The sequence below is a fragment of the Aeromonas sp. S12(2024) genome, assembly GCF_041402305.1.
Lineage (GTDB): Bacteria > Pseudomonadota > Gammaproteobacteria > Enterobacterales > Aeromonadaceae > Aeromonas > Aeromonas veronii.
In genome coordinates this window covers 144819-167205 of record NZ_JBGLRB010000004.1, presented here as the reverse complement: position 1 = coordinate 167205, position 22387 = coordinate 144819, and the positions used below count along the sequence as shown (strand labels likewise).

Annotated in this window: 19 protein-coding genes; 9 read left to right on the top strand and 10 right to left on the bottom strand. The window is 58.6% G+C overall.

From position 1 onward, the window contains the following. Window positions 1-24: 24 nt before the first annotated feature. From ACB035_RS05885 to ampD, 6 genes are all read right to left on the bottom strand, one after another. Window positions 25-987 carry a sensor domain-containing diguanylate cyclase gene (locus tag ACB035_RS05885; RefSeq protein ID WP_236382013.1) on the bottom strand — a complete coding sequence of 321 codons (963 nt, stop codon included), beginning with the start codon at window positions 985-987 and terminating at the stop codon, window positions 25-27. A 124-nt stretch (window positions 988-1111) separates the two neighbouring features. After that, entirely contained in the window at window positions 1112-2539 is a 1428-nt protein-coding gene (gene lpdA / locus ACB035_RS05880; protein WP_005341659.1) for a dihydrolipoyl dehydrogenase, read from the bottom strand. A gap of 148 nt (window positions 2540-2687) precedes the next feature. Then, on the bottom strand, window positions 2688-4577 hold the full coding sequence (gene aceF / locus ACB035_RS05875) for a pyruvate dehydrogenase complex dihydrolipoyllysine-residue acetyltransferase (RefSeq protein WP_005336125.1): 1890 nt from the start codon (window positions 4575-4577) through the stop codon (window positions 2688-2690). Between the two features lie 119 nt (window positions 4578-4696). Next, window positions 4697-7357, bottom strand: a complete 2661-nt coding sequence (gene aceE, locus ACB035_RS05870) for a pyruvate dehydrogenase (acetyl-transferring), homodimeric type (protein WP_371166885.1) — start codon at window positions 7355-7357, stop codon at window positions 4697-4699. 79 nt (window positions 7358-7436) lie between these two features. After that, a complete protein-coding gene (gene pdhR / locus ACB035_RS05865; RefSeq protein WP_005336127.1) occupies window positions 7437-8201 on the bottom strand; it encodes a pyruvate dehydrogenase complex transcriptional repressor PdhR in 765 nt (254 codons plus the stop codon). Between the two features lie 278 nt (window positions 8202-8479). Continuing rightward, window positions 8480-9055 carry a 1,6-anhydro-N-acetylmuramyl-L-alanine amidase AmpD gene (gene ampD / locus ACB035_RS05860; RefSeq protein ID WP_371166884.1) on the bottom strand — a complete coding sequence of 192 codons (576 nt, stop codon included), beginning with the start codon at window positions 9053-9055 and terminating at the stop codon, window positions 8480-8482. Window positions 9056-9185: 130 nt separating this feature from the next. Here ampD and ACB035_RS05855 point away from each other — a divergent pair, with 130 nt between their 5' ends. The 9 genes from ACB035_RS05855 to yacG all read left to right on the top strand — a co-directional run bounded on the left by ACB035_RS05855 (window position 9186) and on the right by yacG (window position 16986). Next, the gene (locus ACB035_RS05855; RefSeq protein ID WP_371166883.1) at window positions 9186-9656 is read left to right on the top strand and encodes a TIGR02281 family clan AA aspartic protease; all 471 of its coding nucleotides are present in this window, start codon (window positions 9186-9188) and stop codon (window positions 9654-9656) included. A gap of 3 nt (window positions 9657-9659) precedes the next feature. Continuing rightward, window positions 9660-10535 (top strand): carboxylating nicotinate-nucleotide diphosphorylase, encoded by an 876-nt coding sequence (nadC, locus tag ACB035_RS05850; protein WP_371166882.1) that lies wholly within the window; start codon window positions 9660-9662, stop codon window positions 10533-10535. Between the two features lie 315 nt (window positions 10536-10850). Beyond that, window positions 10851-11273: a prepilin-type N-terminal cleavage/methylation domain-containing protein gene (locus ACB035_RS05845; protein WP_371166881.1), complete on the top strand. Its 423-nt coding sequence runs from the start codon at window positions 10851-10853 to the stop codon at window positions 11271-11273. Next, the gene (gene tapB / locus ACB035_RS05840) at window positions 11264-12979 is read left to right on the top strand and encodes a PilB family type IVa pilus assembly ATPase TapB (protein ID WP_335861463.1); all 1716 of its coding nucleotides are present in this window, start codon (window positions 11264-11266) and stop codon (window positions 12977-12979) included. Before ACB035_RS05845 ends, tapB begins: the two co-directional genes overlap by 10 nt. A 239-nt stretch (window positions 12980-13218) precedes the next feature. Further along, window positions 13219-14460 (top strand): type II secretion system F family protein, encoded by a 1242-nt coding sequence (locus ACB035_RS05835; protein WP_371166880.1) that lies wholly within the window; start codon window positions 13219-13221, stop codon window positions 14458-14460. Window positions 14461-14521: 61 nt separating this feature from the next. After that, a complete protein-coding gene (locus tag ACB035_RS05830; RefSeq protein WP_371166879.1) occupies window positions 14522-15394 on the top strand; it encodes an A24 family peptidase in 873 nt (290 codons plus the stop codon). 13 nt (window positions 15395-15407) lie between these two features. Beyond that, a complete protein-coding gene (coaE, locus tag ACB035_RS05825) occupies window positions 15408-16022 on the top strand; it encodes a dephospho-CoA kinase (RefSeq protein ID WP_107684319.1) in 615 nt (204 codons plus the stop codon). Between the two features lie 37 nt (window positions 16023-16059). Then, window positions 16060-16782, top strand: a complete 723-nt coding sequence (gene zapD / locus ACB035_RS05820) for a cell division protein ZapD (protein ID WP_005356622.1) — start codon at window positions 16060-16062, stop codon at window positions 16780-16782. Window positions 16783-16791: 9 nt separating this feature from the next. Then, the gene (yacG, locus tag ACB035_RS05815; RefSeq protein ID WP_005336142.1) at window positions 16792-16986 is read left to right on the top strand and encodes a DNA gyrase inhibitor YacG; all 195 of its coding nucleotides are present in this window, start codon (window positions 16792-16794) and stop codon (window positions 16984-16986) included. Between the two features lie 77 nt (window positions 16987-17063). Here yacG and mutT read toward each other — a convergent pair whose 3' ends face one another. The 4 genes from mutT to lpxC all read right to left on the bottom strand — a co-directional run bounded on the left by mutT (window position 17064) and on the right by lpxC (window position 22293). Then, window positions 17064-17468 carry an 8-oxo-dGTP diphosphatase MutT gene (mutT, locus tag ACB035_RS05810; protein WP_368171058.1) on the bottom strand — a complete coding sequence of 135 codons (405 nt, stop codon included), beginning with the start codon at window positions 17466-17468 and terminating at the stop codon, window positions 17064-17066. Between the two features lie 75 nt (window positions 17469-17543). Beyond that, window positions 17544-20264, bottom strand: coding sequence for a preprotein translocase subunit SecA (secA, locus tag ACB035_RS05805; protein ID WP_371166878.1), 2721 nt, complete (start codon window positions 20262-20264; stop codon window positions 17544-17546). Window positions 20265-20323: 59 nt separating this feature from the next. Continuing rightward, window positions 20324-21229, bottom strand: a complete 906-nt coding sequence (locus ACB035_RS05800; RefSeq protein WP_371166877.1) for a peptidoglycan DD-metalloendopeptidase family protein — start codon at window positions 21227-21229, stop codon at window positions 20324-20326. A gap of 140 nt (window positions 21230-21369) precedes the next feature. Beyond that, entirely contained in the window at window positions 21370-22293 is a 924-nt protein-coding gene (gene lpxC / locus ACB035_RS05795; RefSeq protein ID WP_005336146.1) for a UDP-3-O-acyl-N-acetylglucosamine deacetylase, read from the bottom strand. Window positions 22294-22387 lie beyond the last annotated feature (94 nt).

Here is a 22387-nt window from a genome sequence, read left to right as displayed (position 1 = left end):
GTGGCGGCTAATCCGGCATAGCCGTCAGCCCTTGCCATCCCGTTTGCGCTGATACATCAGCTCATCTGCGCGGGTGAGCAGCTCGGCCAGAGACACACAACCGCGCCCGTCGTAGCAGACAATCCCGGTGCTGCAGGTCAGCGCATAGCCGCAACCACTGTGCTGATTGTGCTCGGCCAAGATGGCATTGAAACGCTCATAGGCTAGTTGTGCCTGCGCCTCTAGCACATTGGGCAACAGGACGGCGAACTCATCGCCGCCCATGCGGGCAAACACGTCTGCGCCCCGAAAAGCCTGCTTGAGCAGAGTGGCAAAGGCGATCAGGGCCCGATCCCCTTCCGCATGCCCCCACCGATCATTGATCCCCTTGAAGCCATTGAGATCCAGATAGAGCAGCGCCAGTGGCATCTGCAAGCGACTGGCCAGCGAGAGGCTCTTCTCCGCCAGCATCACGAACCCGCGCCGATTGGAGATCAGGGTCAACTCATCAATGGTGGCCAACTGCACTGCTTCTAGCTCCCGCACCACCATCGCCGCCAGATCCTTGAGCAGCCCGACATCCTCCTCACTCAATTCCCGCGGCACCGTATCAATGATGCAGAGCGTCCCCAGTTTGCAGCCGTTGGCGATCCGCAGTGGCTGTCCGGCATAGAAGCGGATACCGGGCCCGCCCACCACCAGCGGATTGTCGGCAAAGCGGGGATCCTGCGAAGCATCCGGCACGATAAAGGTCTCATTGCCCATGATGGCGTGGCCACAGAACGAAATGTCCCGGGCGGTCTCGTGGACCTCCAGTCCGATACAGGATTTGAACCACTGGCGATCTTCATCCACCAGACTCACCAGCGCGATGGGGACATTGAATACCCGTCGGGCCATGCGGGTCAGCCGGTCAAACCGCTCCTCGGCCTCGGAATCCAGCAAAGATAGCCGCCGCAGGGTCTCCAACCGCAATGCCTCATCGGGTGGAATGGGTGCTTCTAGCATCGTGCCTCTCTCATCAGTGCCAAAACCTATCTTTAGCATATTGGGCTTTGTCGAAGTCGGGGCAGCAAGGAGAAAACAAAAAGCCGCTCATTCGAGCGGCTTTTTAGACAAGCGGGGAAGAAAATTACTTTTTCTTCTTGGCCTTGGCGTTCGGCAGGTCGGTGATGGAGCCTTCGAACACTTCGGCAGCCAGACCCACGGACTCGTGCAGAGTCGGGTGAGCGTGGATGGTCAGCGCGATATCTTCGGCGTCAGCACCCATCTCGATGGCCAGACCGATTTCACCCAGCAGTTCACCACCGTTGGTACCCACGATGGCACCACCGATGACGCGGCCGCTCTCCTTGTCGAAGATCAGCTTGGTCATACCGTCGGAACAGTCGGACGCAATGGCGCGGCCGGAAGCAGCCCACGGGAAGGTGGCGACTTCGAAGTTCAGGCCCTGTTGCTTGGCTTCCTTCTCGGTCAGACCAACCCATGCCATCTCTGGCTCGGTGTAGGCGATGGACGGGATCACTTTCGGGTCGAAGTAGTGCTTCTTGCCGGCGATCACTTCAGCGGCAACGTGACCTTCGTGAACACCTTTGTGCGCCAGCATCGGCTGACCCACGATGTCACCAATGGCGTGGATATGCGCCACGTTGGTACGCAGCTGCTTGTCCACCTCGATGAAACCGCGCTCGGTCACGGCAACGCCTGCCTTCTCGGCATCCAGCATCTTGCCGTTCGGCACACGACCTACGGCAACCAGCACGTTGTCGTAGCGAACCGGCTCGGCCGGAGCGTGTTTGCCTTCGTAGGAGACGTACAGGCCGTCTTCGCGCGCTTCAACTGCGGTGACCTTGGTCTCCAGCATGATGTTGAATTTCTTGGCGACGCGCTTGGTATAGATCTTGACGATGTCTTTGTCGGCAGCCGGAACCAGCTGGTCGGCAAATTCCACCACGTCGATCTCGGAACCCAGAGAGGAGTAAACGGTACCCATCTCCAGACCGATGATGCCGCCACCGATAACCAGCAGTTTGCCGGGAACGGTTTTCAGCTCCAGCGCATCGGTAGAGTCCCATACGCGCGGGTCATCGTGGGGGATGAACGGCAGCTTCACCGGACGGGAACCAGCCGCGATGATGGCGTTGTCGAAGGTCACGGTAGTCTTGCCGTCTTCCCCGGTCACTTCGAGCGTGTTCGGGCCGGTAAATTTACCCAAGCCGTTAACAACCTGAACTTTACGCATCTTGGCCATGCCAGCCAGACCGCCGGTCAGCTGGTTGATAACCTTCTCTTTCCACAGACGGATCTTGTCGATGTCGGTCTGCGGTGCACCGAAGACGATGCCGTGCTCGGCCAGCGCCTTGGCTTCTTCAATCACTTTGGCAACGTGCAGCAGCGCCTTGGAGGGGATGCAGCCCACGTTCAGGCAGACGCCACCCAGGGTGGAGTAACGCTCGACGATAATAGTATCCAGACCCAGATCGGCTGCACGGAAAGCAGCGGAATAACCGGCAGGGCCAGCACCCAGTACTACGACCTGGGTTTTGATTTCTTTACTCATCATGACCTCTTTGTCGTTCTTATATCCCCGGACAGCGCAGTCTTATACCGAAACGGGTGGCTGCAGCCGTGAAAAAAACGGGGCAAGTTTACGATCATGTTAATGAAATGAGAAGTAAAAAGGGCAGGCTCTGGGCCCGCCCTCTCACTTACAGGACCAGTCGACGAATGTCGGACAGCACGCCGTTCATGGTGGTGATGAAGCGAGCCCCATCGGCACCATCGATCACGCGGTGGTCGTAGCTCAGAGCCAACGGCAGCATCAGGCGCGGCGCAAACTCTTTGCCATTCCACTTCGGCTTCATCTCGGACTTGGAGACACCGAGGATGGCCACTTCCGGCGCGTTGACGATCGGGGTAAAGCTGGTACCGCCGATGCCACCCAGGCTGGAGATGGTGAAGCAACCGCCCTGCATGTCGGCAGCGGTCAGCTTGCCGGCACGGGCCTTCTTGGAGATCTCGGCCAGATCGCGAGACAGCTCCATGATGCCCTTCTTGTTAACATCGCGCACCACGGGCACAACCAGACCGTTGGGAGTATCAACCGCCACACCGATGTGGATGTACTTCTTCATGATCAGCTTGCTGCCATCTTCGGACAGGGAGCTGCAGAAGCGCGGGTGAGCTTCCAGCGCCTTGGCGGCGGCTTTCAGGATGAACACCAGCGGGGTGATCTTCACGTCTGCCTTTTGCTTCTCGAGCATCGCATTCTGCTCTTTGCGGAACGCTTCCAGCTCGGTGGTATCGGCTTCGTCGAACTGGGTGACATGAGGGATCATGACCCAGTTGCGGTGCAGGTTCGGACCGGAGATCTTCTGGATGCGGGTCAGCTCGACCTCTTCCACATCACCGAACTTGCTGAAGTCTACTTTCGGCCACGGCAGTACGCCCAGACCGTTGCCACCGGCTACGCCGGCAGAAGCAGGAGCGGACTCGGCACGCTTGATGGCATCCTTCACGTAGGCTTGCACGTCTTCTTTGACGATGCGGCCCTTGCGACCGGAGGCTTTCACCTTGGCCAGGTTGACGCCGAACTCGCGCGCCAGACGGCGTACTGCCGGAGAGGCGTGCACGTAGGCGTCGTTGGCAACGAAATCGGTCGCAGCGGCAGCAGCCTGGGCAACCGGAGCCGGAGCAGCGGCAACAGGGGCGGCAGCGACCGGAGCGGCAGCTTGAGCAACCGGCGCGGCAGCAGGAGCTGCGCCAGCCACTTCGAATACCATGATCAGGGAACCGGTGGAGACCTTGTCACCCGCCTTCACCTTGATCTCTTTAACCACACCGGCGAACGGCGCAGGCACTTCCATGGAGGCCTTGTCACCTTCCACGGCGATCAGGGACTGGTCAGCTTCAACCTTGTCACCCACGGCAACCATGATCTCGGTGACTTCCACTTCATCGCCACCGATATCCGGTACGTTGACCTCTTTGGCAGCAGCGGCAACCGGGGCAGCAGCCACAGGCGCGGCGGCTTGAGCCGGAGCAGCAACGGCAGCAGGCGCAGCGCCAGCCACTTCAAATACCATCACCAGAGAGCCGGTAGAGACCTTGGCACCAGCGGCAACCTTGATCTCGACTACGCGGCCTGCGAACGGTGCCGGTACTTCCATGGAGGCCTTGTCACCTTCCACAGCAATGATGGACTGGTCAGCTTCTACCATGTCGCCGACGGCAACCATGATTTCAGTCACGTCCACTTCGTCGTCACCGATGTCCGGCACGTGCACATCTTTGCGCACGGCAGCGGCAGGTGCGGCGGCCGGAGCAGCAGCAACCGGTGCAGCCACTTCAGCAGGGGCGGCAGCGCCTTCGGCTTCGAAGATCATGATCTGGGAACCGGTGGCAACCTTGTCGCCCACCTTGATCAGGATCTCTTTAACGATACCGGCGGACGGGGCCGGAACTTCCATGGAGGCCTTGTCGCCTTCTACCGCGATGATGGACTGGTCCAGCTCGACCTTGTCACCCACGGCCACCATGATCTCGGTGACTTCAACCTCATCGGCGCCGATATCCGGCACCATAATCTGTTTGGACATTGTGCTTTATCCTCTTGCGTCGATCCGCGTGACTGGCTGATGCCGCCACGCACACCTCGCGTTAACCGTTTTAAATCCTGGCAGGGTCGCGCCGCATGACGGCGCGCCCCTTGATCCACTTACGCGTACAGCGGGTTGACCTTGTCGGCATCGATGCCGTACTTGGCGATGGCGTCGGCCACAACCTGCTTGTCTACCTCGCCGCGCTTGGCCAGTTCGGTCAGGGCAGCAACAACCACGTAGAACTCGTTCACTTCGAAGTGACGACGCAGGTTGGCACGGCTGTCGGAACGGCCGTAACCGTCGGTACCCAGCACGCGGTAGTTCTCGGTCGGAACGAAGGCGCGAACCTGATCGGCGAAGGACTTCATGTAGTCGGTCGCAGCGATGGTGGCTTCGGAACCCAGTACCTGAGCGATGTAGGGAACACGCGCCTCAGAGGTCGGGTGCAGCATGTTCCAGCGATCCGCGTCCTGACCGTCACGGGCCAGCTCGTTGAAGGAGGTGACGCTGAACACATCGGAACCGATGCCGTACTCGCTGGCCAGGATCTGGGCAGCCTTGCGCACGTGACCCAGGATGGAACCACAACCCAGCAGCTGAACTTTCGCCTTGGCACCGGCGACGGATTCCAGCTTGTAGATACCCTTGCGGATGCCTTCCTCGGCGCCTTCCGGCATGGCCGGCATGGCATAGTTCTCGTTCAGGGTGGTGATGTAGTAGAACACGTTCTCCGGGTTCTCACCGTACATGCGGCGCAGGCCATCCTGTACGATCACCGCAACTTCATAGGCGTAGGACGGGTCATAGGAGATGCAGTTCGGAATGGTGTTCGCCAGGATGTGGCTGTGACCATCTTCGTGTTGCAGACCTTCACCGTTCAGGGTAGTACGACCGGAGGTTGCACCCAGCAGGAAGCCACGGGCTTGCTGGTCACCGGCTGCCCACGCCATGTCGCCGATCCGCTGGAAGCCGAACATGGAGTAGTAGATGTAGAACGGGATCATCGGGCAGTCGTTGGTGCTGTAAGAGGTCGCAGCAGCCAGCCAGGAGGACATGGCGCCCAGCTCGTTGATACCGTCTTGCAGAACCTGACCCTGCTTGTCTTCCTTGTAGTAGGAGACGATGTCGCGGTCTTGCGGGGTGTACTGCTGACCGTGCGGGCTGTAGATACCGATCTGGCGGAACAGACCTTCCATACCGAAGGTACGGGCTTCGTCAGCCAGGATCGGAACGATGCGCTTGCCGATGGACTTGTCTTTCAGCATCACGTTCAGGGAACGCACGAACGCCATGGTGGTGGAGATTTCGCGCGCCTGCTCACCCAGCAGCGGGCCGAAGGCGTCCAGCGCCGGAATTTCCAGCTTGGTGGTGCTTTCGCGCAGACGGGTCGGCACATAGCCTTTCAGGGCAGTGCGACGGTCGTGCAGATATTTGTGCTCGGCAGAACCGGCTTCAATCTTCAGGTACGGCAGATCGGCCAGCTGCTCGTCGGCCACTGGCAGGTTGAAGCGGTCACGCAGGTGACGCACGGAGTCCAGCTCCATCTTCTTGACCTGGTGAGCGATGTTCTTGCCTTCAGCCGCTTCACCCATGCCGTAACCCTTGATGGTCTTGGCCAGAATAACGGTCGGCTTGCCCTTGGTCTGGGTCGCCTTGTTGAACGCGGCGAACAGTTTGCGAGGATCGTGACCACCGCGGTTCAGAGCGAAGATCTCCTCGTCGGTCATGTCTTTGACCAGCGCGGCAGTTTCCGGATAACGGTTGAAGAAGTGCTCGCGGATGTAAGCACCGTCGCGGGACTTCATGGTCTGGTAGTCACCGTCCACGGTCTCGTTCATCAGCTGGATCAGCTTGCCGGAAGTGTCTTTCTTCAGCAGCTCATCCCACTTGCGACCCCAGATAACCTTTGTCACGTCCCAACCGGCGCCAGCGAACAGGCCTTCCAGCTCGTTGATAACCTTGCCGTTACCAACAACCGGGCCATCCAGACGCTGCAGGTTGCAGTTAACCACAAACACCAGGTTGTCGAGCTTTTCACGCACGGCAACGGTCAGGGCACCTTTGGCTTCCGGCTCGTCCATCTCGCCGTCACCCAGGAAGGCGTAAACGGTCTGCTCGGAGCAATCCTTGATACCACGGTCGGTCAGGTACTTCAGGAAGCGAGCCTGATAGATGGCGGCGATGGGGCCCAGACCCATGGATACGGTCGGGAACTGCCAGAAGTCCGGCATCAGTTTCGGGTGCGGATAGGAAGGGATACCCTTGCCGTCCACTTCCTGACGGAAGTTGTCCAGCTGCTCTTCGGTCAGACGACCTTCAGCGAAGGCGCGAGCATAGATGCCCGGGGAGATGTGACCCTGGAAGTAAACCAGATCGCCACCATCCTTCTCGTTGCGAGCACGGAAGAAGTGGTTGAAGCAGACATCATAGATGGTCGCAGAAGAAGCGAAGGAAGACATGTGACCACCCAGGTCCAGGTCTTTCTTGGACGCGCGCAGTACGATCATCATGGCGTTCCAGCGGATGATGGCGCGAATGCGGCGTTCCATCTCCAGGTCACCCGGGTAGTCCGGCTCATCGCTGGACGGGATGGTGTTGATGTAATCGCGATTTGCCTTGGCAGCCACGTCCACACCGCTTACGCGGGCTTTCTCGGCCAACTGTTCAAGGATGAACTGAGCGCGTTGCGGACCCTCTTCACGCAGCAGGGATTCCAGAGAGGCAAGCCACTCCAGCGTTTCTATCGGGTCCACATCGTTCTTCAGGATATCAGACATGGCTGGTTCCTATGTTGTTGTGATTGCACGGCATTGCACGGCGAAGGGCGCAAGCATTCGACAATAGAGCCTTGTGGGATTAGTTTTCCTGCTGACGGATCCGACGCATGGATCGCTGGATCCGGCTGTCTTCCCTCTGCATATCCAACAAGGTGTCCTCGATAAAGGCCAGATGCTCATGACAAGCTGTTCTGGCCCGCTCCGGAGCCCCCGAAAGAATAGCCTCGATCAGATTCGCGCGATGGCGACGTATCTTGGCTACCACTCCCGGGCGGCGATTCAAAATCTCGTTATTCTGCAGAATGTTCTGTTCGAGCATCGGGCTCATGGCCCGCAGCAGGTGCAGCAGCACCACGTTGTGGGACGCCTCGGCCACCGCCAGATAGAACTGGGTCACGGCTGCCGACTCGGCCACCAGCGAGCCCAGCTGGCCCGCCTCTTCGATGGTGGTTTGCACCTGACGAATGCGCTCGAAATCAGACCCGGTTCCCCGCAAGGCCGCGTAGTAGGCACAGATGCCTTCCAATGCGTGGCGAAACTCCAGCAGATCATACTGGGCTTCCGGGTGGGTACTGAGCAGTTCGAACAGAGGATCGGCGATCCCCTTGCTCAGGGCATTCTGCACATAAGTGCCGCCGCCCTGACGGCGATAAAGCAATCCGCGCGCTTCCAGTCGCTGGATGGCTTCGCGCAGGGAGGGGCGCGATACCTGAAACTGGATGGCGAGTTCCCGCTCGGGAGGCAATTTCTGCCCCGGTTGCAGGCTGCCTTCCAGAATCATCTGTTCCAGCTCGGCGACAATGGAGTCGGCCAACTTGGGTTGCGTAATCTTGCGATAGGGCATGAGGCTACTTTGTTAAATTGGTATTACCAATTTTATGGATGGGGCGAAAATTAGCAGAGGCCTTTTGAAAAGTCCACTCAAAAGATGATCTGAGTCAAGAATCAACCCCACCACTTAAGGGGTAAAGCAGGGGAAACATGATTTAGCTCATAGAAAATGGTCTGACCAATATTCTTGACCACGCTCACAAATAACATTTGCGCAACCAGAGACAAAAATGGCCTGCCAGATAGGCAAGCCATTGATTTTAAAATCCAAACTAAATTTTAATATTTACTTTAGCTGTTTAGTAACTGACGGTAGTAATCCCACTGGAAACTGGCTCCGGGATCCGTCTTGCGCCCTGGCGCGATATCGCAATGGCCGACAATTTTTTCGTGGGTAATCGCCGGATAGCGCTCCGATATGGCTCGTGTGAGCCCCGCCAGCGCCCGGTATTGAGCCTCGGTGTAGGGGATTTCGTCAGTCCCCTCCAGCTCGATACCGATGGAGAAGTCATTGCACGCCTCCCTCCCCTGCCAGCTCGATACCCCCGCATGCCAGGCGCGCTTGCCGAACGGCACATACTGCACCAGCTCGCCATCACGGCGGATCAGGCAATGGGCCGAGACCCGCAACTGATGGATACCGGCAAAATAGGGGTGAGCCTCCGGGTCGAGTCGCCCCATAAAGAGATCGTCGATAAAGGGGCCACCAAACTCCCCCGGCGGCAGGCTGATGCCATGCACCACCAGCAGGGAGATATCATCCGGCGCTGCCCGTTCGTTGTGATGGGGAGAAGGCACCCGGCGCGCCTGCTGGCACCAGCCAGCAGCATCGATAGAGAAACAAGGTTGCGAAGCGAGTTGAGTCATCGGCTACTCGAGTTGGCTGATAAATGGCGAGAACACGAAGATACCTGATAGGCAACCCGACACCAACTCACTGAATCAAAGGGAAATGGTATGTTAGGCTGAGTCATCTTCCGCTCGATATGGATGGGGTATGCAGCACACGGCACGCTGGATGTGGTTACTGACCTGGCTATCTTTAATGGGCCTGCTGACCCTCTATTTTCACTCCCGCAACCAACCAAGCGTAACCGCCAGCGGCGAGTTGTTGGTGCGGGCCGACCAGAGCGGCCACTATCGTCTGGAGGGTGCCATCAACGGTCAGCCGGTGCAACTGCTGCTCGATACCGGCGCCACCCGGATCACCATCCCGCAGCAGGTTGCCGAGCGGCTCGGCCTGACCGCTCATGGCAGCAGCCAGGTCAATACCGCCGCGGGGCAGATCCGAGTCGGCAACGGCACCATCGAAACGCTGGCGATGGGGCCATTGACCTTGTACGATCTGGCCATCTTTATCAATCCGGCGGCAGACGGTGACGAAGTGCTGGTTGGCATGAACGCCCTCGGTCGGCTGGAGCTGGTTCAAAAGGAGCGGCAACTGCTGCTCAGACCCTTGCAGGAATAAGGCATGTTTCAACAGGATGTCAGCCGCGCCGTGCGCGCCGCACTACTCGAAGATCTGGGCGATGCCCTCACCACGCTGGACCAACCGGATGCCAGCGCCGATATCACCGCCCAGCTGATCCCGGCCGACCGGATGGCCAGCGCCCGGGTCATCACCCGTGAAGCAGGAGTATTCTGCGGCCAGCCCTGGGTGGATGAAGTCTTCCTGCAACTGAAGGCCCAGCTCGGCGGCGACGTGAAGGTGGAGTGGAAGGTGCAGGATGGGGAAGTGCTCTCCCCCAATCAGGAGCTGTTCCGCCTCCATGGCCCTGCCCGCCTGCTGCTGACCGGCGAGCGCAATGCCCTGAACTTTGTCCAGACCCTATCCGGCGTCGCCACCCTCACCGCCCGCTATGTGGCAGAGCTGGAGGGCACCGACTGCCGTTTACTCGACACCCGCAAAACCATCCCTGGACTGCGCACCGCCCAGAAGTACGCAGTCACCTGTGGCGGCGGCAAGAATCACCGCATCGGCCTCTACGACGCCTATCTCATCAAGGAGAACCATATCCTCGCCTGCGGTGGCATTGCCGAGGCGATTAATGAGGCTCGTCATCTCAATCCGGGCAAACCGGTGGAGGTGGAAGTGGAATCGCTGGCCGAGCTGGAACAGGCGCTGGTGGCAAAGGCCGATATCGTGATGCTGGACAACTTCGATGTTGCCATGATGCGGGAAGCGGTCGCCATCAATCAGGGCCGCGCCAAGCTGGAAGTCTCCGGCAATGTCACCCTCGATACTCTGGCCGAGTTTGCGGCCACCGGCGTCGATTTTATCTCCGTCGGGGCGCTCACCAAGCATGTGCGGGCGCTCGATCTCTCCATGCGCTTTATCCAGCAGTGAGATTCACCCCGCAGGCCTGAGCAAATACTCGACCTAACCGGATAAACAACTTGCAAAAGGCGCCATAGGCGCCTTTTCTTTATGCAGGCTCCCTCAGCAAAGGAGTGTAATGACGGACCCGCTTTCACCCGTAAAAAAGAGTCATAAGAAGCCACTTGTTTTATGACTCGCATCAAGTTTTTGGTAAATGACATGAAAGTGGTTAACAAAGGCAGCAATCTCTGTTGCCACCCCTGACAGCTCGGATAAGATACTGACGTTCGGACGATTTTCTACCGACACTTCCCAGGAACCAAGGATAAAAGGATATTTCAAATGAAGAAACAATCGGGTTTTACCCTTATTGAACTGATGATCGTGGTCGCGATCGTTGCCATTCTGGCGGCGGTAGCGCTGCCGGCGTATCAGAACTACACCAAAAAAGCCAAGATGACTGAGTTGGTTGCTGCAACAGGAGCATTGAAGACCGCTGTTGAAATCTGTGTACAAACAGGCTCAAACTGCCCGGCAGCGCAAACTGACACAGCTCAAGGTAACGTGCTTGTTTCATATACTGCTGGTACTTCGAGTGCCCCTTATACCATTAGTGTGAAACCAGCCTCAGGAAAATTAAGCCCACTTACTTCAACCGATATTTATACATTACAGGCCTCAGCTCCGACGGGAACAGACTTAACTCTAGTATGGACTGGGACGTGTACCGCCGGAGGCACAGCAAACACTACCTATTGCCCATAATGACCTCTAACCCTAATAGCGGCCTGGCGTTAAGCCTGGCCGCCTCTTCACTTATCAGTGAAGAGGACTCCCAGCGCTATCTGAGCCAGGCCAAGGCCCAGCGCAAACCCTTTGTGACCTTTCTGATAGAAAACGAGATCCTCGACAGCAAGGCGCTCGCCGATTTTTGCGAGCTGGAGTATGGGGTACCTCTGCTGGATCTTGCCGCCTTCGATTTGGCCGAGATCCCGCAGAAATACCTCAATCAGAAGCTGATTGAAAAACACCACGTGCTGCCCATCTACACCCAGGGCCACACCCTCTATATCGCCATGTCGGATCCGACCAATGTCTCGGCATTGGAGGACTTTGGCTTCAGCTTCGGACTTCATACTGAAGCCCTGCTGGTGGAGGAGAACAAGCTCACCGCCGCCATCGGCAAGCTGCTGGAGAGCGAAAATGACGCCCTCGGCATGGAGGATATCGACGAGTCCGAGATTTCGGATCTCGAGGTCTCCGACGAGAACAGCCGGCTGGACGAAAGCGTCAATACCGCCGATGACGATGCTCCCATCGTCAAGTACATCAACAAGATCCTGATGGATGCCATCAAGCGCGGTGCCTCCGACCTGCATTTCGAGCCCTATGAGTTCAAGTATCGGGTGCGCTTTCGCATCGATGGCATTCTGCATGAGATCGCCACACCGCCGGTTAACCTCTCCAACCGCTTCTCCGCTCGCCTCAAGGTGATGGCGCGGCTCGATATCGCCGAGCGGCGGCTGCCGCAGGATGGCCGCATCAAGTTGAAGCTGTCGCGCAACAAGTCGATGGATATGCGGGTCAACACCCTGCCCACCATGTGGGGGGAGAAGATCGTTATCCGTCTGCTCGACTCCTCGGCGGCACGCCTCAATATCGAGCAACTCGGCTTTGATGACCGGCAGAAGGCGCAGTACCTGCGCGCCCTCTCCAAACCACAGGGGATGATCCTGGTGACCGGCCCCACCGGCTCGGGCAAAACGGTCTCGCTCTATACCGGCCTAAATATTCTCAACACCACCGAGGTAAACATCTCCACCGCCGAAGATCCGGTGGAGATCAACTTGCCCGGCGTCAACCAGGTGCAGGTCAACCCCAAGGCGGGGCTCACCTTCGCCAGCGCCCTGCGCTCCTTCCTGCGGCAAGATCCGGATGTAGTGATGGTGGGGGAAATTCGCGATCTCGAAACCGCCGAGATCGCCATCAAGGCGGCGCAGACAGGTCACCTGGTGCTCTCCACCCTGCATACCAACTCCGCCGCCGAGACCCTGACCCGGATGATGAACATGGGGGTACCGGCCTTCAACATCGCCTCCTCGGTGACCCTGATCATGGCCCAGCGGCTGGCCCGTAAATTGTGCGACCACTGCAAAGCGCCGGAAGTAGTGCCGGAAGCCGAACTGCTGGAGCTGGGCTTTACGCCGCAGCAGCTGGCAGCAGGGCTGCGACTGTTCAAACCGGTCGGTTGCAAGGAGTGTTCCGGCGGCTACAAGGGACGGGTCGGCATCTACGAAATCATGCTGATGTCGGAGAACATCGCCAAATTGATCATGCAAGGGGCCAACTCCCTGCAAATTGCCGCTATCGCGCAGAAGGAGGGGATGCGCACCCTGCGCACCTCGGGGCTGGAGAAGGCCCGGCTTGGGGTCACCAGCCTGGCCGAGGTCAACCGGGTCACCACCAACTGATCCGTGTGCGGGACGACCCGCCGAGTTGGTTGGCAGAGCGAATTCGTCGTTCACGAATACGAAACGGATGATAATCCGAACGACAGAGTAATCAGATATTCAAATGACCGGGTTGGCGCCAAGAAGGTACCACCCACCCTATCAGTACCCCGCAGGCATCAAGCCAGTCGGGCACCTTGACCAGGTTGGTGACGTGCAGAGCAAGGCTCTGACAACCAACCCCATTGCAGGATGCAAAGATGGCAACCCTAACGAAAAAGAACAATGCCCCCAAGAAAGTCTTCGCCTTCCGCTGGCACGGGGTAAACCGCAAGGGGCAGAAGGTCTCCGGCGAGCTGCAGGCCGACAGCATCAACACCGTCAAGACCGAACTGCGCAAGCAGGGGGTCAACGTCACCAAGGTAGCCAAGAAATCCCAAGGGCTCTTCTCCAAGGGCGGCGCCAAGATCAAGCCGATGGATATCGCCATCGTCTCACGCCAGATCACCACCATGCTCTCCGCCGGCGTACCGCTGGTGCAGAGCCTGCAGATCATCGCCCGCAGTCACGAGAAAGCCTCGATGCGCGAGCTGATGGGGCAGATTGCCGCCGATGTGGAGACCGGTACCCCCATGTCGGAAGCGCTGCGCCGCCATCCCCTCTACTTTGACGATCTCTACTGCGATCTGGTGGAAGCCGGTGAGCAATCCGGTGCGCTGGAGACCATCTACGACCGTATCGCCACTTACCGGGAAAAGTCGGAAGCGCTCAAGTCGAAGATCAAGAAGGCGATGTTCTACCCCACCATGGTCATTCTGGTCGCCATCGTGGTCACCTCCATCCTGCTGCTGTTCGTCATTCCGCAGTTCGAGGATATCTTCAAGAGCTTCGGCGCCGAGCTGCCGGTGTTCACCCAGTTTGTTATCGGCATCTCCCGCTTTATGCAGAACTGGTGGTATGTCTTCTTTGGTGGCTCCGCCCTTGGTATCTTCCTTTACGTGCGGGCCTGGCGGGCCTCCCAGAAGGTGAAAGACAATACCGACAAGTTCGTCCTCACCATTCCGGTGGTCGGGATGATCCTGCACAAGGCGGCCATGGCCCGCTTTGCCCGTACTCTGTCAACCACCTTCTCCGCCGGTATTCCGCTGGTAGATGCGCTGATTTCGGCGGCTGGGGCCTCGGGTAACTATGTCTATCGCACCGCGGTCATGGCGATCCGCAACGAGGTGGTGGCCGGTATGCAGATCAACGTGGCGATGCGTACCGTCGATCTCTTCCCCGACATGGTGATCCAGATGGTGATGATCGGTGAGGAGTCCGGCGCCATCGATGATATGCTCTCCAAGGTCGCCACCATCTTCGAACAGGAGGTGGATGATCTGGTCGATGGCCTCACCAGCCTGCTGGAACCCCTCATCATGGTGGTGCTCGGGGTGCTGGTCGGCGGCATGGTTATCGCCATGTACCTGCCCATCTTCAAGCTTGGCGACGTGGTAGGCTGATTTATCAGGGCATGGCACCACAACCATGCCCTCCCCCTCATTCAATAACTGACGGTTGGTTATGACACTTCTTCTCGAGCTGGCTCACAGCTTGCCCTGGCTCTACTTCTCGCTGGTTTTTCTTTTCTCCCTGATGATCGGCAGCTTCCTTAACGTGGTCATCCACCGCTTGCCCATCATGCTGGAGCGGGAGTGGCAGGCCGAGTATCGCAGTTACTTCGCCCCCGATGAGGAGGCTACTGCACCAGAGCGCTACAACCTGATGGTGCCGCGCTCCGCATGCCCTCACTGTGGCCACGCCATCACTGCGCTGGAGAACATCCCGCTGTTGAGCTGGCTCTGGCTCAAAGGGCGTTGCCGTGACTGTCAGGCCCCCATCTCGGCCCGCTATCCGCTGGTAGAGCTGCTGACCGCCCTGCTCTCGGTGGCCGTAGCCATGGTCATAACGCCGGGCTGGGGTACGTTGGCCGCCCTGTTGCTGACCTGGGTGCTGGTCGCCCTCACCTTTATCGATCTCGACAAGATGTTGCTGCCCGACCAGCTCACCCTGCCACTGCTGTGGGGCGGGCTGCTGTGCAACCTGGCAGGCGGCTTCGTGCCGCTGGCGGATGCCGTGATCGGTGCAATGGCGGGCTATCTGGTGCTCTGGAGCCTCTACTGGGCCTTCAAGCTGCTCACTGGCAAGGAGGGGATGGGCTATGGCGACTTCAAGCTGCTGGCGGCGCTGGGCGCCTGGCTCGGTTGGCAGGCGCTGCCCATAATTCTGCTGCTCTCATCTCTGGTCGGTGCCGTGATCGGCATCAGCCTGATCGCCTTGCAAAAACATCATCAGGGCAAGCCCATCCCCTTCGGCCCCTACCTCGCCATCGCGGGCTGGATTGCGCTGCTATGGGGCGATACCATCACCCGCTGGTATCTCTCTACCCTGCTTTGAGCAAGAGGCCCCCATGTATGTAGTTGCTATCACAGGTGGTATCGGCAGCGGCAAGACTACTATCGCCAATCAGTTTGCCGCGCTGGGTATCGAGGTGGTGGATGCCGATGTGATCGCCCGCGAAGTGGTCGAGCCGGGCACCCCGGCCCTTGCCGCCATCGCCGACCATTTTGGCCCGAATGTGATTGATCCGAGCGGTCAACTCGACCGTCGTGCCCTGCGCGAGCGGGTCTTCAGCGATCCACAGGCCAAGGAGTGGCTCAATGCCCTGCTCCACCCGCTGATTCGCAGTGAAATGCTGCGCCAATGTGCCGCGGCCAGTTCTCCTTACTGCCTGTTGGTGGTGCCACTGCTGGTGGAGAACAAACTCACCGGCCTCGCCAACCGGGTGCTGGTGATCGATGTGGATGAAGCCACCCAGATTGAGCGCACCTGTCGCCGTGATGGGGTATCGGCCGAGCAAGCCCGCGCCATCATCGCCGCCCAAGCGAGTCGGGTGGAACGCCTCGCTGCGGCGGATGATGTCATCGAAAACCACAATGGCAGCGAAATGGCGATTAAAACGCGGATTTTGGCGCTGCACGAGACATATCTGGCAATTGCCTCTCAACAAGGCCGCCAAGTGTGAGTACACTAGGCCGGTTTATGGCTGGCCAGGATTAGGCATGATTTACGATTTCCCCCTCAATGAAAAAAGCCGGACCTATCTTCGTCTGGAGTCCCTGTTTTCCCAGATCCGCGACAATCTGGAGAGTGAACAATCCTGGGCACATATCGCCTTCTTCAAGGGGCTGTTCGATCTGCAGGAGTTGCTGGAGCGTGGTGACCTGCGCGCCGACCTCATCAAGGATCTGGAGCGTCTCGGCCAGCGTCTGAGCCACTGGGCCAGCCTGCCCGATGTCGATCTGGAGCAGATCAAACTGATGCAGCAAGAGAGCAGCCAGCTCTCTCGCAACCTGCTCAACTCGCCACGCCCGGGTGCCCGCCTGAAAGAGGATCGTCTGCTCGGCTCCATCCGCCAGCGCTTCTCCATCCCCGGTGGCCTGTGTGCCTTCGATGTGCCGCAGCTGCACCACTGGCTCGGTACCCCGGCCATCACCCGTCACCAGCAGATGCAAGGCTGGCTGAGCGACATCAACCTGCTGATGAATGCCATCACCCTGCTGCTGCGTCTGTGGCGCGAATCAGGCAGCTTCAGTGAGCAGATTGCCAGCAACGGTTTCTTCCAGGACACCGCCGAGAGCGCCGAGCTGATCCGCATCAAGCTGCCGGGCAATCTGTTCTGCTACCCGACCCTGAGCGGCCACAAGAACCGCTTCGCCCTGCGCTTTCTGCCCACCGCAGAACAGCCGATTGGCGATGTGCCGTTCCAGCTCGCCTGCTGCTAAGGAGCGCTTATGGTCACCAAGGTAAAGTGCCCGACCTGTCAGAGCGAAGTGGAGTGGGGCCCGCAGAGTCCGTTCCGCCCCTTCTGCAGCAAGCGCTGCCAGCTGATCGATCTCGGCGAATGGGCCGATGAAGAGAAGCGGATCCCGGGGGAGATCAACCCGGATCTGCTGCCGGAGCCGGAAGAGGGCGATCAGTGGCTATAAGCCCCTGGTCACGCACCTCTGCAATATCAAAAAAGGGCCGATTGGCCCTTTTTTCATGTTTGTTGATTACTACCGGCTCAAGCCTGCAGACCCTGTATCCGCGCTACAATCGGGCCATTGGCATCAGGGAAGTGGTAGTTGTTCAGCTCGGCCACCGGCACCCACAGGCACTCCTGCCCCTCTTTGCCGAACGGCTCACCGCTGAAACGGGTCACCTTCCAGATATCCAGCAATACCTGCTTCTCGGGGTAGTCGTGCTGCAGTTCCATGAAGGGGGCACAATCCAATACCCGGATGCCGATCTCTTCCCACAGCTCCCGATCCAGTGCGGTGAGCAGATCCTCACCCGACTCCACCTTGCCACCGGGAAACTCCCAGCGATCCCCCTGATGGCGATCGGAGGAGCGTCGGGCGATGAAGATATCGCCCCGTTCATTCTCGATGACGCCAACCGCCACCCAGATCCGTTTTTTCTGTTCCATCAATTACCTCTGTTCGCTTGTTGCCACCAATAACAAGGCGGGCTCTTGGCCCGCCTTGTTATGGCATAGCGTCGATCAGGTCAACTGACCGTGGCAGTGCTTGTACTTCTTGCCTGAACCACACGGGCAGGGATCGTTTCGGCCGACCTTCTGCTCGTCGCGTACGAAGGTGGTGTGCCCCTCTTCGCCTGCGGCCTGTTCATCGGCCAGCTGGCTCTCTGCAGCGGCGTGGGTATAGGTACGGGGAGCGGCTTCCGCCTGCTGGCGCTGCTGCTCTTCCATCGCTGCCACATCGCGCTCCTGCACCTGAACACGGCTCAGGATGCTGACCACGTCGCGTTTGAGGGTTTCCAGCATCTGGGTGAACAGATCGAAGGATTCGCGCTTGTACTCCTGCTTGGGGTTCTTCTGGGCGTAACCGCGCAGATGGATACCCTGACGCAGGTGATCCATGGCCGCCAGATGCTCTTTCCACAGACCATCCAGGGTTTGCAGCATCACCGCCTTCTCGAAGTTGCGCAGCACCTCTTTGCCGACCAGCTCCTCCTTGTGGGCATAAAGCTTGGTGGCTTCGTCCAGAATGCGCTCGCGCAGCTTCTCTTCGTACAGCTTGTCATCTTCCGCCAACCACTGTTGCAGCGGCAGATCCAGCGCGAAGTCCGCCTTCAGGCGCGCTTCCAGACCCGGCACGTCCCACATCTCTTCCAGAGACTGGGGCGGGATGTATTCGTCGATCACCGCACCGTAGACATCGTCACGGATAACATGGATGGTCTCGGAAATGTCGTTGGTATCCAGCAGCTCATTGCGCTGCTCGTAGACCACCTTGCGCTGGTCGTTGGCAACGTCATCAAACTCCAGCAAGCTCTTGCGGATGTCGAAGTTGCGACCTTCCACCTTGCGCTGAGCGTTTTCGATCGCCTTGGTGACCCACGGGTGCTCGATGGCTTCGCCCTCTTCCATGCCCAGCTTCTTCATCATGCCGGTCACGCGGTCGGAGGCGAAGATCCGCATCAGGGTATCTTCCATGGAGAGGTAGAAACGGGAGGAGCCCGGGTCACCCTGACGACCGGAACGGCCGCGCAGCTGGTTGTCGATACGACGGGATTCGTGACGCTCGGTACCGATAATGTGCAGACCACCGGCGGCCAGCACCGCATCGTGACGCACCTGCCAGGCGGCTTTCAGCTCGGCAATCTGCTCGCTGGTCGGGTTCTCCAGCTTGGCAATCTCTGCCTGCCAGTTGCCGCCCAACACGATGTCGGTACCACGACCGGCCATGTTGGTGGCGATGGTGACCGCACCAGTCTGACCGGCCTGGGCAACGATCTCCGCTTCCATGGCGTGGAACTTGGCGTTCAGCACCTTGTGCGGGATCTTCTCCTTGGTCAGAATGCCGGAGAGCAGCTCGGAGTTCTCGATAGAGACAGTACCGACCAGTACAGGCTGGCCCTTGGCCACGCACTGACGGATATCTTCGATGATGGCGGCATACTTCTCGTTGGCGGTCAGGTAGACCAGATCGCCCATGTCTTTGCGCACCATCGGCTTGTTGGTCGGGATAACCACGGTATCCAGGCCATAAATCTGCTGGAATTCAAAGGCTTCGGTATCCGCAGTACCTGTCATCCCCGCCAGCTTGTTGTAGAGGCGGAAGTAGTTCTGGAAGGTGATGGATGCCAGCGTCTGGTTCTCGTTCTGGATCTTCACCCCTTCCTTCGCTTCAACGGCCTGATGCAGGCCATCGGACCAGCGACGACCCGGCATGGTACGGCCGGTGTGCTCGTCGACGATGACGATCTCGTCTTTCTGGACGATGTAGTCGACGTTGCGCTCGAACAGGGTGTGAGCGCGCAGACCGGCGTTGACGTGGTGCAGCAGGCTAATGTTGGAGGCGGAGAACAGAGAGTCGTTCTCATCCAGCAGCCCCTCTTTCTTGAGCAGCTCTTCCACGAAGATCTGACCGTTTTCGGTCAGCAGGGCCTGACGGTTCTTCTCATCCACCGTGTAGTGACCGTCGCCGGTGTATTCTTCGGTGTCTTCCTTGTCCTGCTTGACCAGCAGCGGGATCAGCTTGTTGACGCGAATATAGAGCTCGGAGCTATCTTCGGCCGGACCGGAGATGATGAGCGGAGTCCGGGCTTCATCGATAAGCACCGAGTCCACCTCATCCACCAGCGCGTAGTTGAGCGGGCGCTGTACGCGCTGCTCCGGCGAGAACGCCATGTTGTCGCGCAGGTAGTCGAAACCGAATTCGTTGTTGGTACCGTAGGTGATGTCGGCGGCGTAGGCGTCACGCTTCTGGGACGCATCCATACCGGGCACGTTGCAATCGACGGTCATGCCGAGGAAGGCAAACAGCGGGCGGTTTGCCTCAGCGTCACGTTTGGCCAGGTAGTCGTTCACCGTCACGACGTGGACGCCGCGGCCACTCAGGGCATTCAGGTAAGCTGGCAGAGTTGCGGTCAGGGTCTTACCTTCACCGGTTTTCATTTCCGCGATACGGTTGGAGTTCAGCACCATGCCGCCGATCAGCTGCACATCGAAGTGGCGCATGCCAAACACCCGCTTGGAGGCTTCACGCACGGTCGCGAACGCTTCCGGCAGCAACTGCTCCAGGGTCTCACCCTGCTCGATACGCTGACGATATTCAGCCGTTTTGGCCTGCAACTCGGCATCGGACAGAGCCTCGAACTGCGGCTCCATGGCATTGATCTGTTTTACAATTTTGCGCAAAGCCTTGAGCGTTCTGTCGTTCCGGCTGCCGATAATCTTGGTAAGCAGTGTGCTAATCATGGGTACCAACTATTTCTGGTTATAAAAGCGTTCCGTCACTGGAACCTGAAGAAAAAAACCTAACCCCGTCTGGCACTGAGAAACCGTGCGGGGTTGACCTGACGACCATCTTTCAACACTTCGTAATGCAGATGGACCCCGGTCGCGCGACCGGTGCGTCCCATCAAGGCAATCTTCTGACCCTGATCAACCAGAGTGCCCACCTCGACCAGCAACTTGGAGTTGTGGGCATAGCGGGTGACCAGGCCATTGCCGTGATTAATCTCCACCATATTGCCAAATTCCGGATGACGGCCCGCCCAGCTGACAATGCCGGGCCCGGTGGCCAGAATCGGGGTTCCGGGTTTGCCACGGAAATCGACCCCTTTGTGCATCTTGGCACGCCCGTTGAACGGATCGACCCGTCCACCAAACCCGGACGAGACCCAAACTCGCTCCTGTTTGACTGGCGTGCCGGAAATAAAACCGGCATCGGTGATATGGTGATTCATGATGAAAGATTCAAGTACCGACAGCTGCTCTTCGTGGCTGCTGAGCTGCTGGCTGAGGTGTTTCATCGAGGCTTGCAGCTCGTTGAGGCTCACTTCCAGCTCTTCATCATAAGAAGGGCCGCCCATGGGGGGCAGCTCTTTGAAATTGAACTCGTCGGGATCGAGATCGGCCTGCTCGGTCAATCGTTCGCCGAGGGCATTGAGACGGCCAAGCTGGCCCTGCATGGTGCCCACCTGAGCAGCCAGCATCGCCAACTGTTCACGGGCTTCGTCACCACTCTGGTCAACGGACTGTTGCTCGGCAACGGCAAGCGCCACTTCCAGCGCCTCCATTTTCTGGTGCCAGCTCTGCCAGAGCCAACCACCACCAAGGGCCAACAGGGAGAAGAGAATACCGCCGACCCAGGCCAGACGTTGTTTGGGCAGGTGCAACTTGCGTCGCTGCTTGCCGTGGAGGATCAGGGTAATGCTCATAGAAATCAGTCTGCTCGGTCAGGTGCGGCCAGGAGCCTGCACGGGAAATAAAACCGGGAGATAATCGGTATTAAAGGATGGAGTAAACAAATGACGGAACGTCGGTGCGGAGAGAGGACCGACGTTCCGTTGCACAGCTATCAGGCCAGAACCAGACCGTTATCGTAGTAAGCGATAGGCGCTTTGTCGCCCTCACCCTCGAAGGTCACCAGTTCCCAAGCCTCCTGCTCGGCCAGCAAGGCACGCAGCAGCTTGTTGTTCAGGGCATGTCCGGTCTTGTAGGCACGGAACTCACCGATGATGCTGCGGTTACACATATAGAGGTCACCGATCGCGTCTAGCATCTTGTGCTTGACGAACTCGTCCTCATAACGCAAACCGTCTTCGTTCAGCACCCGATAGTCGTCCAGTACCACGGCGTTTTCCAGGCTTCCGCCCAGCGCCAGGTTCTGGGAACGCAGGTACTCGATATCGCGCATGAACCCGAAGGTACGGGCACGGCTGATCTCTTTCACGAAGGAGGCACCGGAGAAATCCAGCACACAACGCTGGTTGCGCCCTTCAAAGACCGGATGCTGGAAATCGATCTCGAGATCCATCTTGAAGCCGTTGCGATAGGGGTGGAATTCCGCCCACTTGTCGCCGTCTTCAACCCGGATGCTCTTCTTGATCCGCACAAACTGCTTGGCAGCATTCTGCTCACGGATCCCGACTTCCTGCAGCAGGTAGATAAAGGGATGCGCACTGCCATCCATCACCGGGATCTCGGGCGCGTCAACCTCAACGTAGAGGTTGTCGATCCCCATACCGGCCAGCGCGGCAGAGAGGTGCTCGATGGTAGAGACACGGACACCCGCTTCGTTGACCAGAGCGGTACAGAGCACGGTATCGCGCACCTGATCGGCATTGGCTGGCAGCTCCACCACAGGATTCAGGTCGGTACGCAAGTAAACGATTCCTGTGTTCACAGGCGCCGGACGGAACGTCATGGTGACTTTCCGGCCCGAATGCAGGCCGACACCAGTCGCCTGTACACTCGTTTTCAAGGTTCTTTGTCTAATCATGGGTGTACCCTAAACAGCTTAAAATCCGGACCAGATGGTCGTTGGCAGGCCATCTTAGCACATTCCTTGAACAACAAACAAACGAGAGCCATAA

Bases quoted from the DNA above. Each gene is read 5' to 3' on its own strand.
- ACB035_RS05885 (WP_236382013.1), bottom strand. From the start codon at position 987: ATGCTAGAAGCACCCATTCCACCCGATGAGGCATTGCGGTTGGAGACC.
- lpdA (WP_005341659.1), bottom strand. From the start codon at position 2,539: ATGAGTAAAGAAATCAAAACCCAGGTCGTAGTACTGGGTGCTGGCCCT.
- aceF (WP_005336125.1), bottom strand. From the start codon at position 4,577: ATGTCCAAACAGATTATGGTGCCGGATATCGGCGCCGATGAGGTTGAA.
- aceE (WP_371166885.1), bottom strand. From the start codon at position 7,357: ATGTCTGATATCCTGAAGAACGATGTGGACCCGATAGAAACGCTGGAG.
- pdhR (WP_005336127.1), bottom strand. From the start codon at position 8,201: ATGCCCTATCGCAAGATTACGCAACCCAAGTTGGCCGACTCCATTGTC.
- ampD (WP_371166884.1), bottom strand. From the start codon at position 9,055: ATGACTCAACTCGCTTCGCAACCTTGTTTCTCTATCGATGCTGCTGGC.
- ACB035_RS05855 (WP_371166883.1), top strand. From the start codon at position 9,186: ATGCAGCACACGGCACGCTGGATGTGGTTACTGACCTGGCTATCTTTA.
- nadC (WP_371166882.1), top strand. From the start codon at position 9,660: ATGTTTCAACAGGATGTCAGCCGCGCCGTGCGCGCCGCACTACTCGAA.
- ACB035_RS05845 (WP_371166881.1), top strand. From the start codon at position 10,851: ATGAAGAAACAATCGGGTTTTACCCTTATTGAACTGATGATCGTGGTC.
- ACB035_RS05835 (WP_371166880.1), top strand. From the start codon at position 13,219: ATGGCAACCCTAACGAAAAAGAACAATGCCCCCAAGAAAGTCTTCGCC.
- ACB035_RS05830 (WP_371166879.1), top strand. From the start codon at position 14,522: ATGACACTTCTTCTCGAGCTGGCTCACAGCTTGCCCTGGCTCTACTTC.
- coaE (WP_107684319.1), top strand. From the start codon at position 15,408: ATGTATGTAGTTGCTATCACAGGTGGTATCGGCAGCGGCAAGACTACT.
- zapD (WP_005356622.1), top strand. From the start codon at position 16,060: ATGATTTACGATTTCCCCCTCAATGAAAAAAGCCGGACCTATCTTCGT.
- yacG (WP_005336142.1), top strand. From the start codon at position 16,792: ATGGTCACCAAGGTAAAGTGCCCGACCTGTCAGAGCGAAGTGGAGTGG.
- mutT (WP_368171058.1), bottom strand. From the start codon at position 17,468: ATGGAACAGAAAAAACGGATCTGGGTGGCGGTTGGCGTCATCGAGAAT.
- secA (WP_371166878.1), bottom strand. From the start codon at position 20,264: ATGATTAGCACACTGCTTACCAAGATTATCGGCAGCCGGAACGACAGA.
- ACB035_RS05800 (WP_371166877.1), bottom strand. From the start codon at position 21,229: ATGAGCATTACCCTGATCCTCCACGGCAAGCAGCGACGCAAGTTGCAC.
- lpxC (WP_005336146.1), bottom strand. From the start codon at position 22,293: ATGATTAGACAAAGAACCTTGAAAACGAGTGTACAGGCGACTGGTGTC.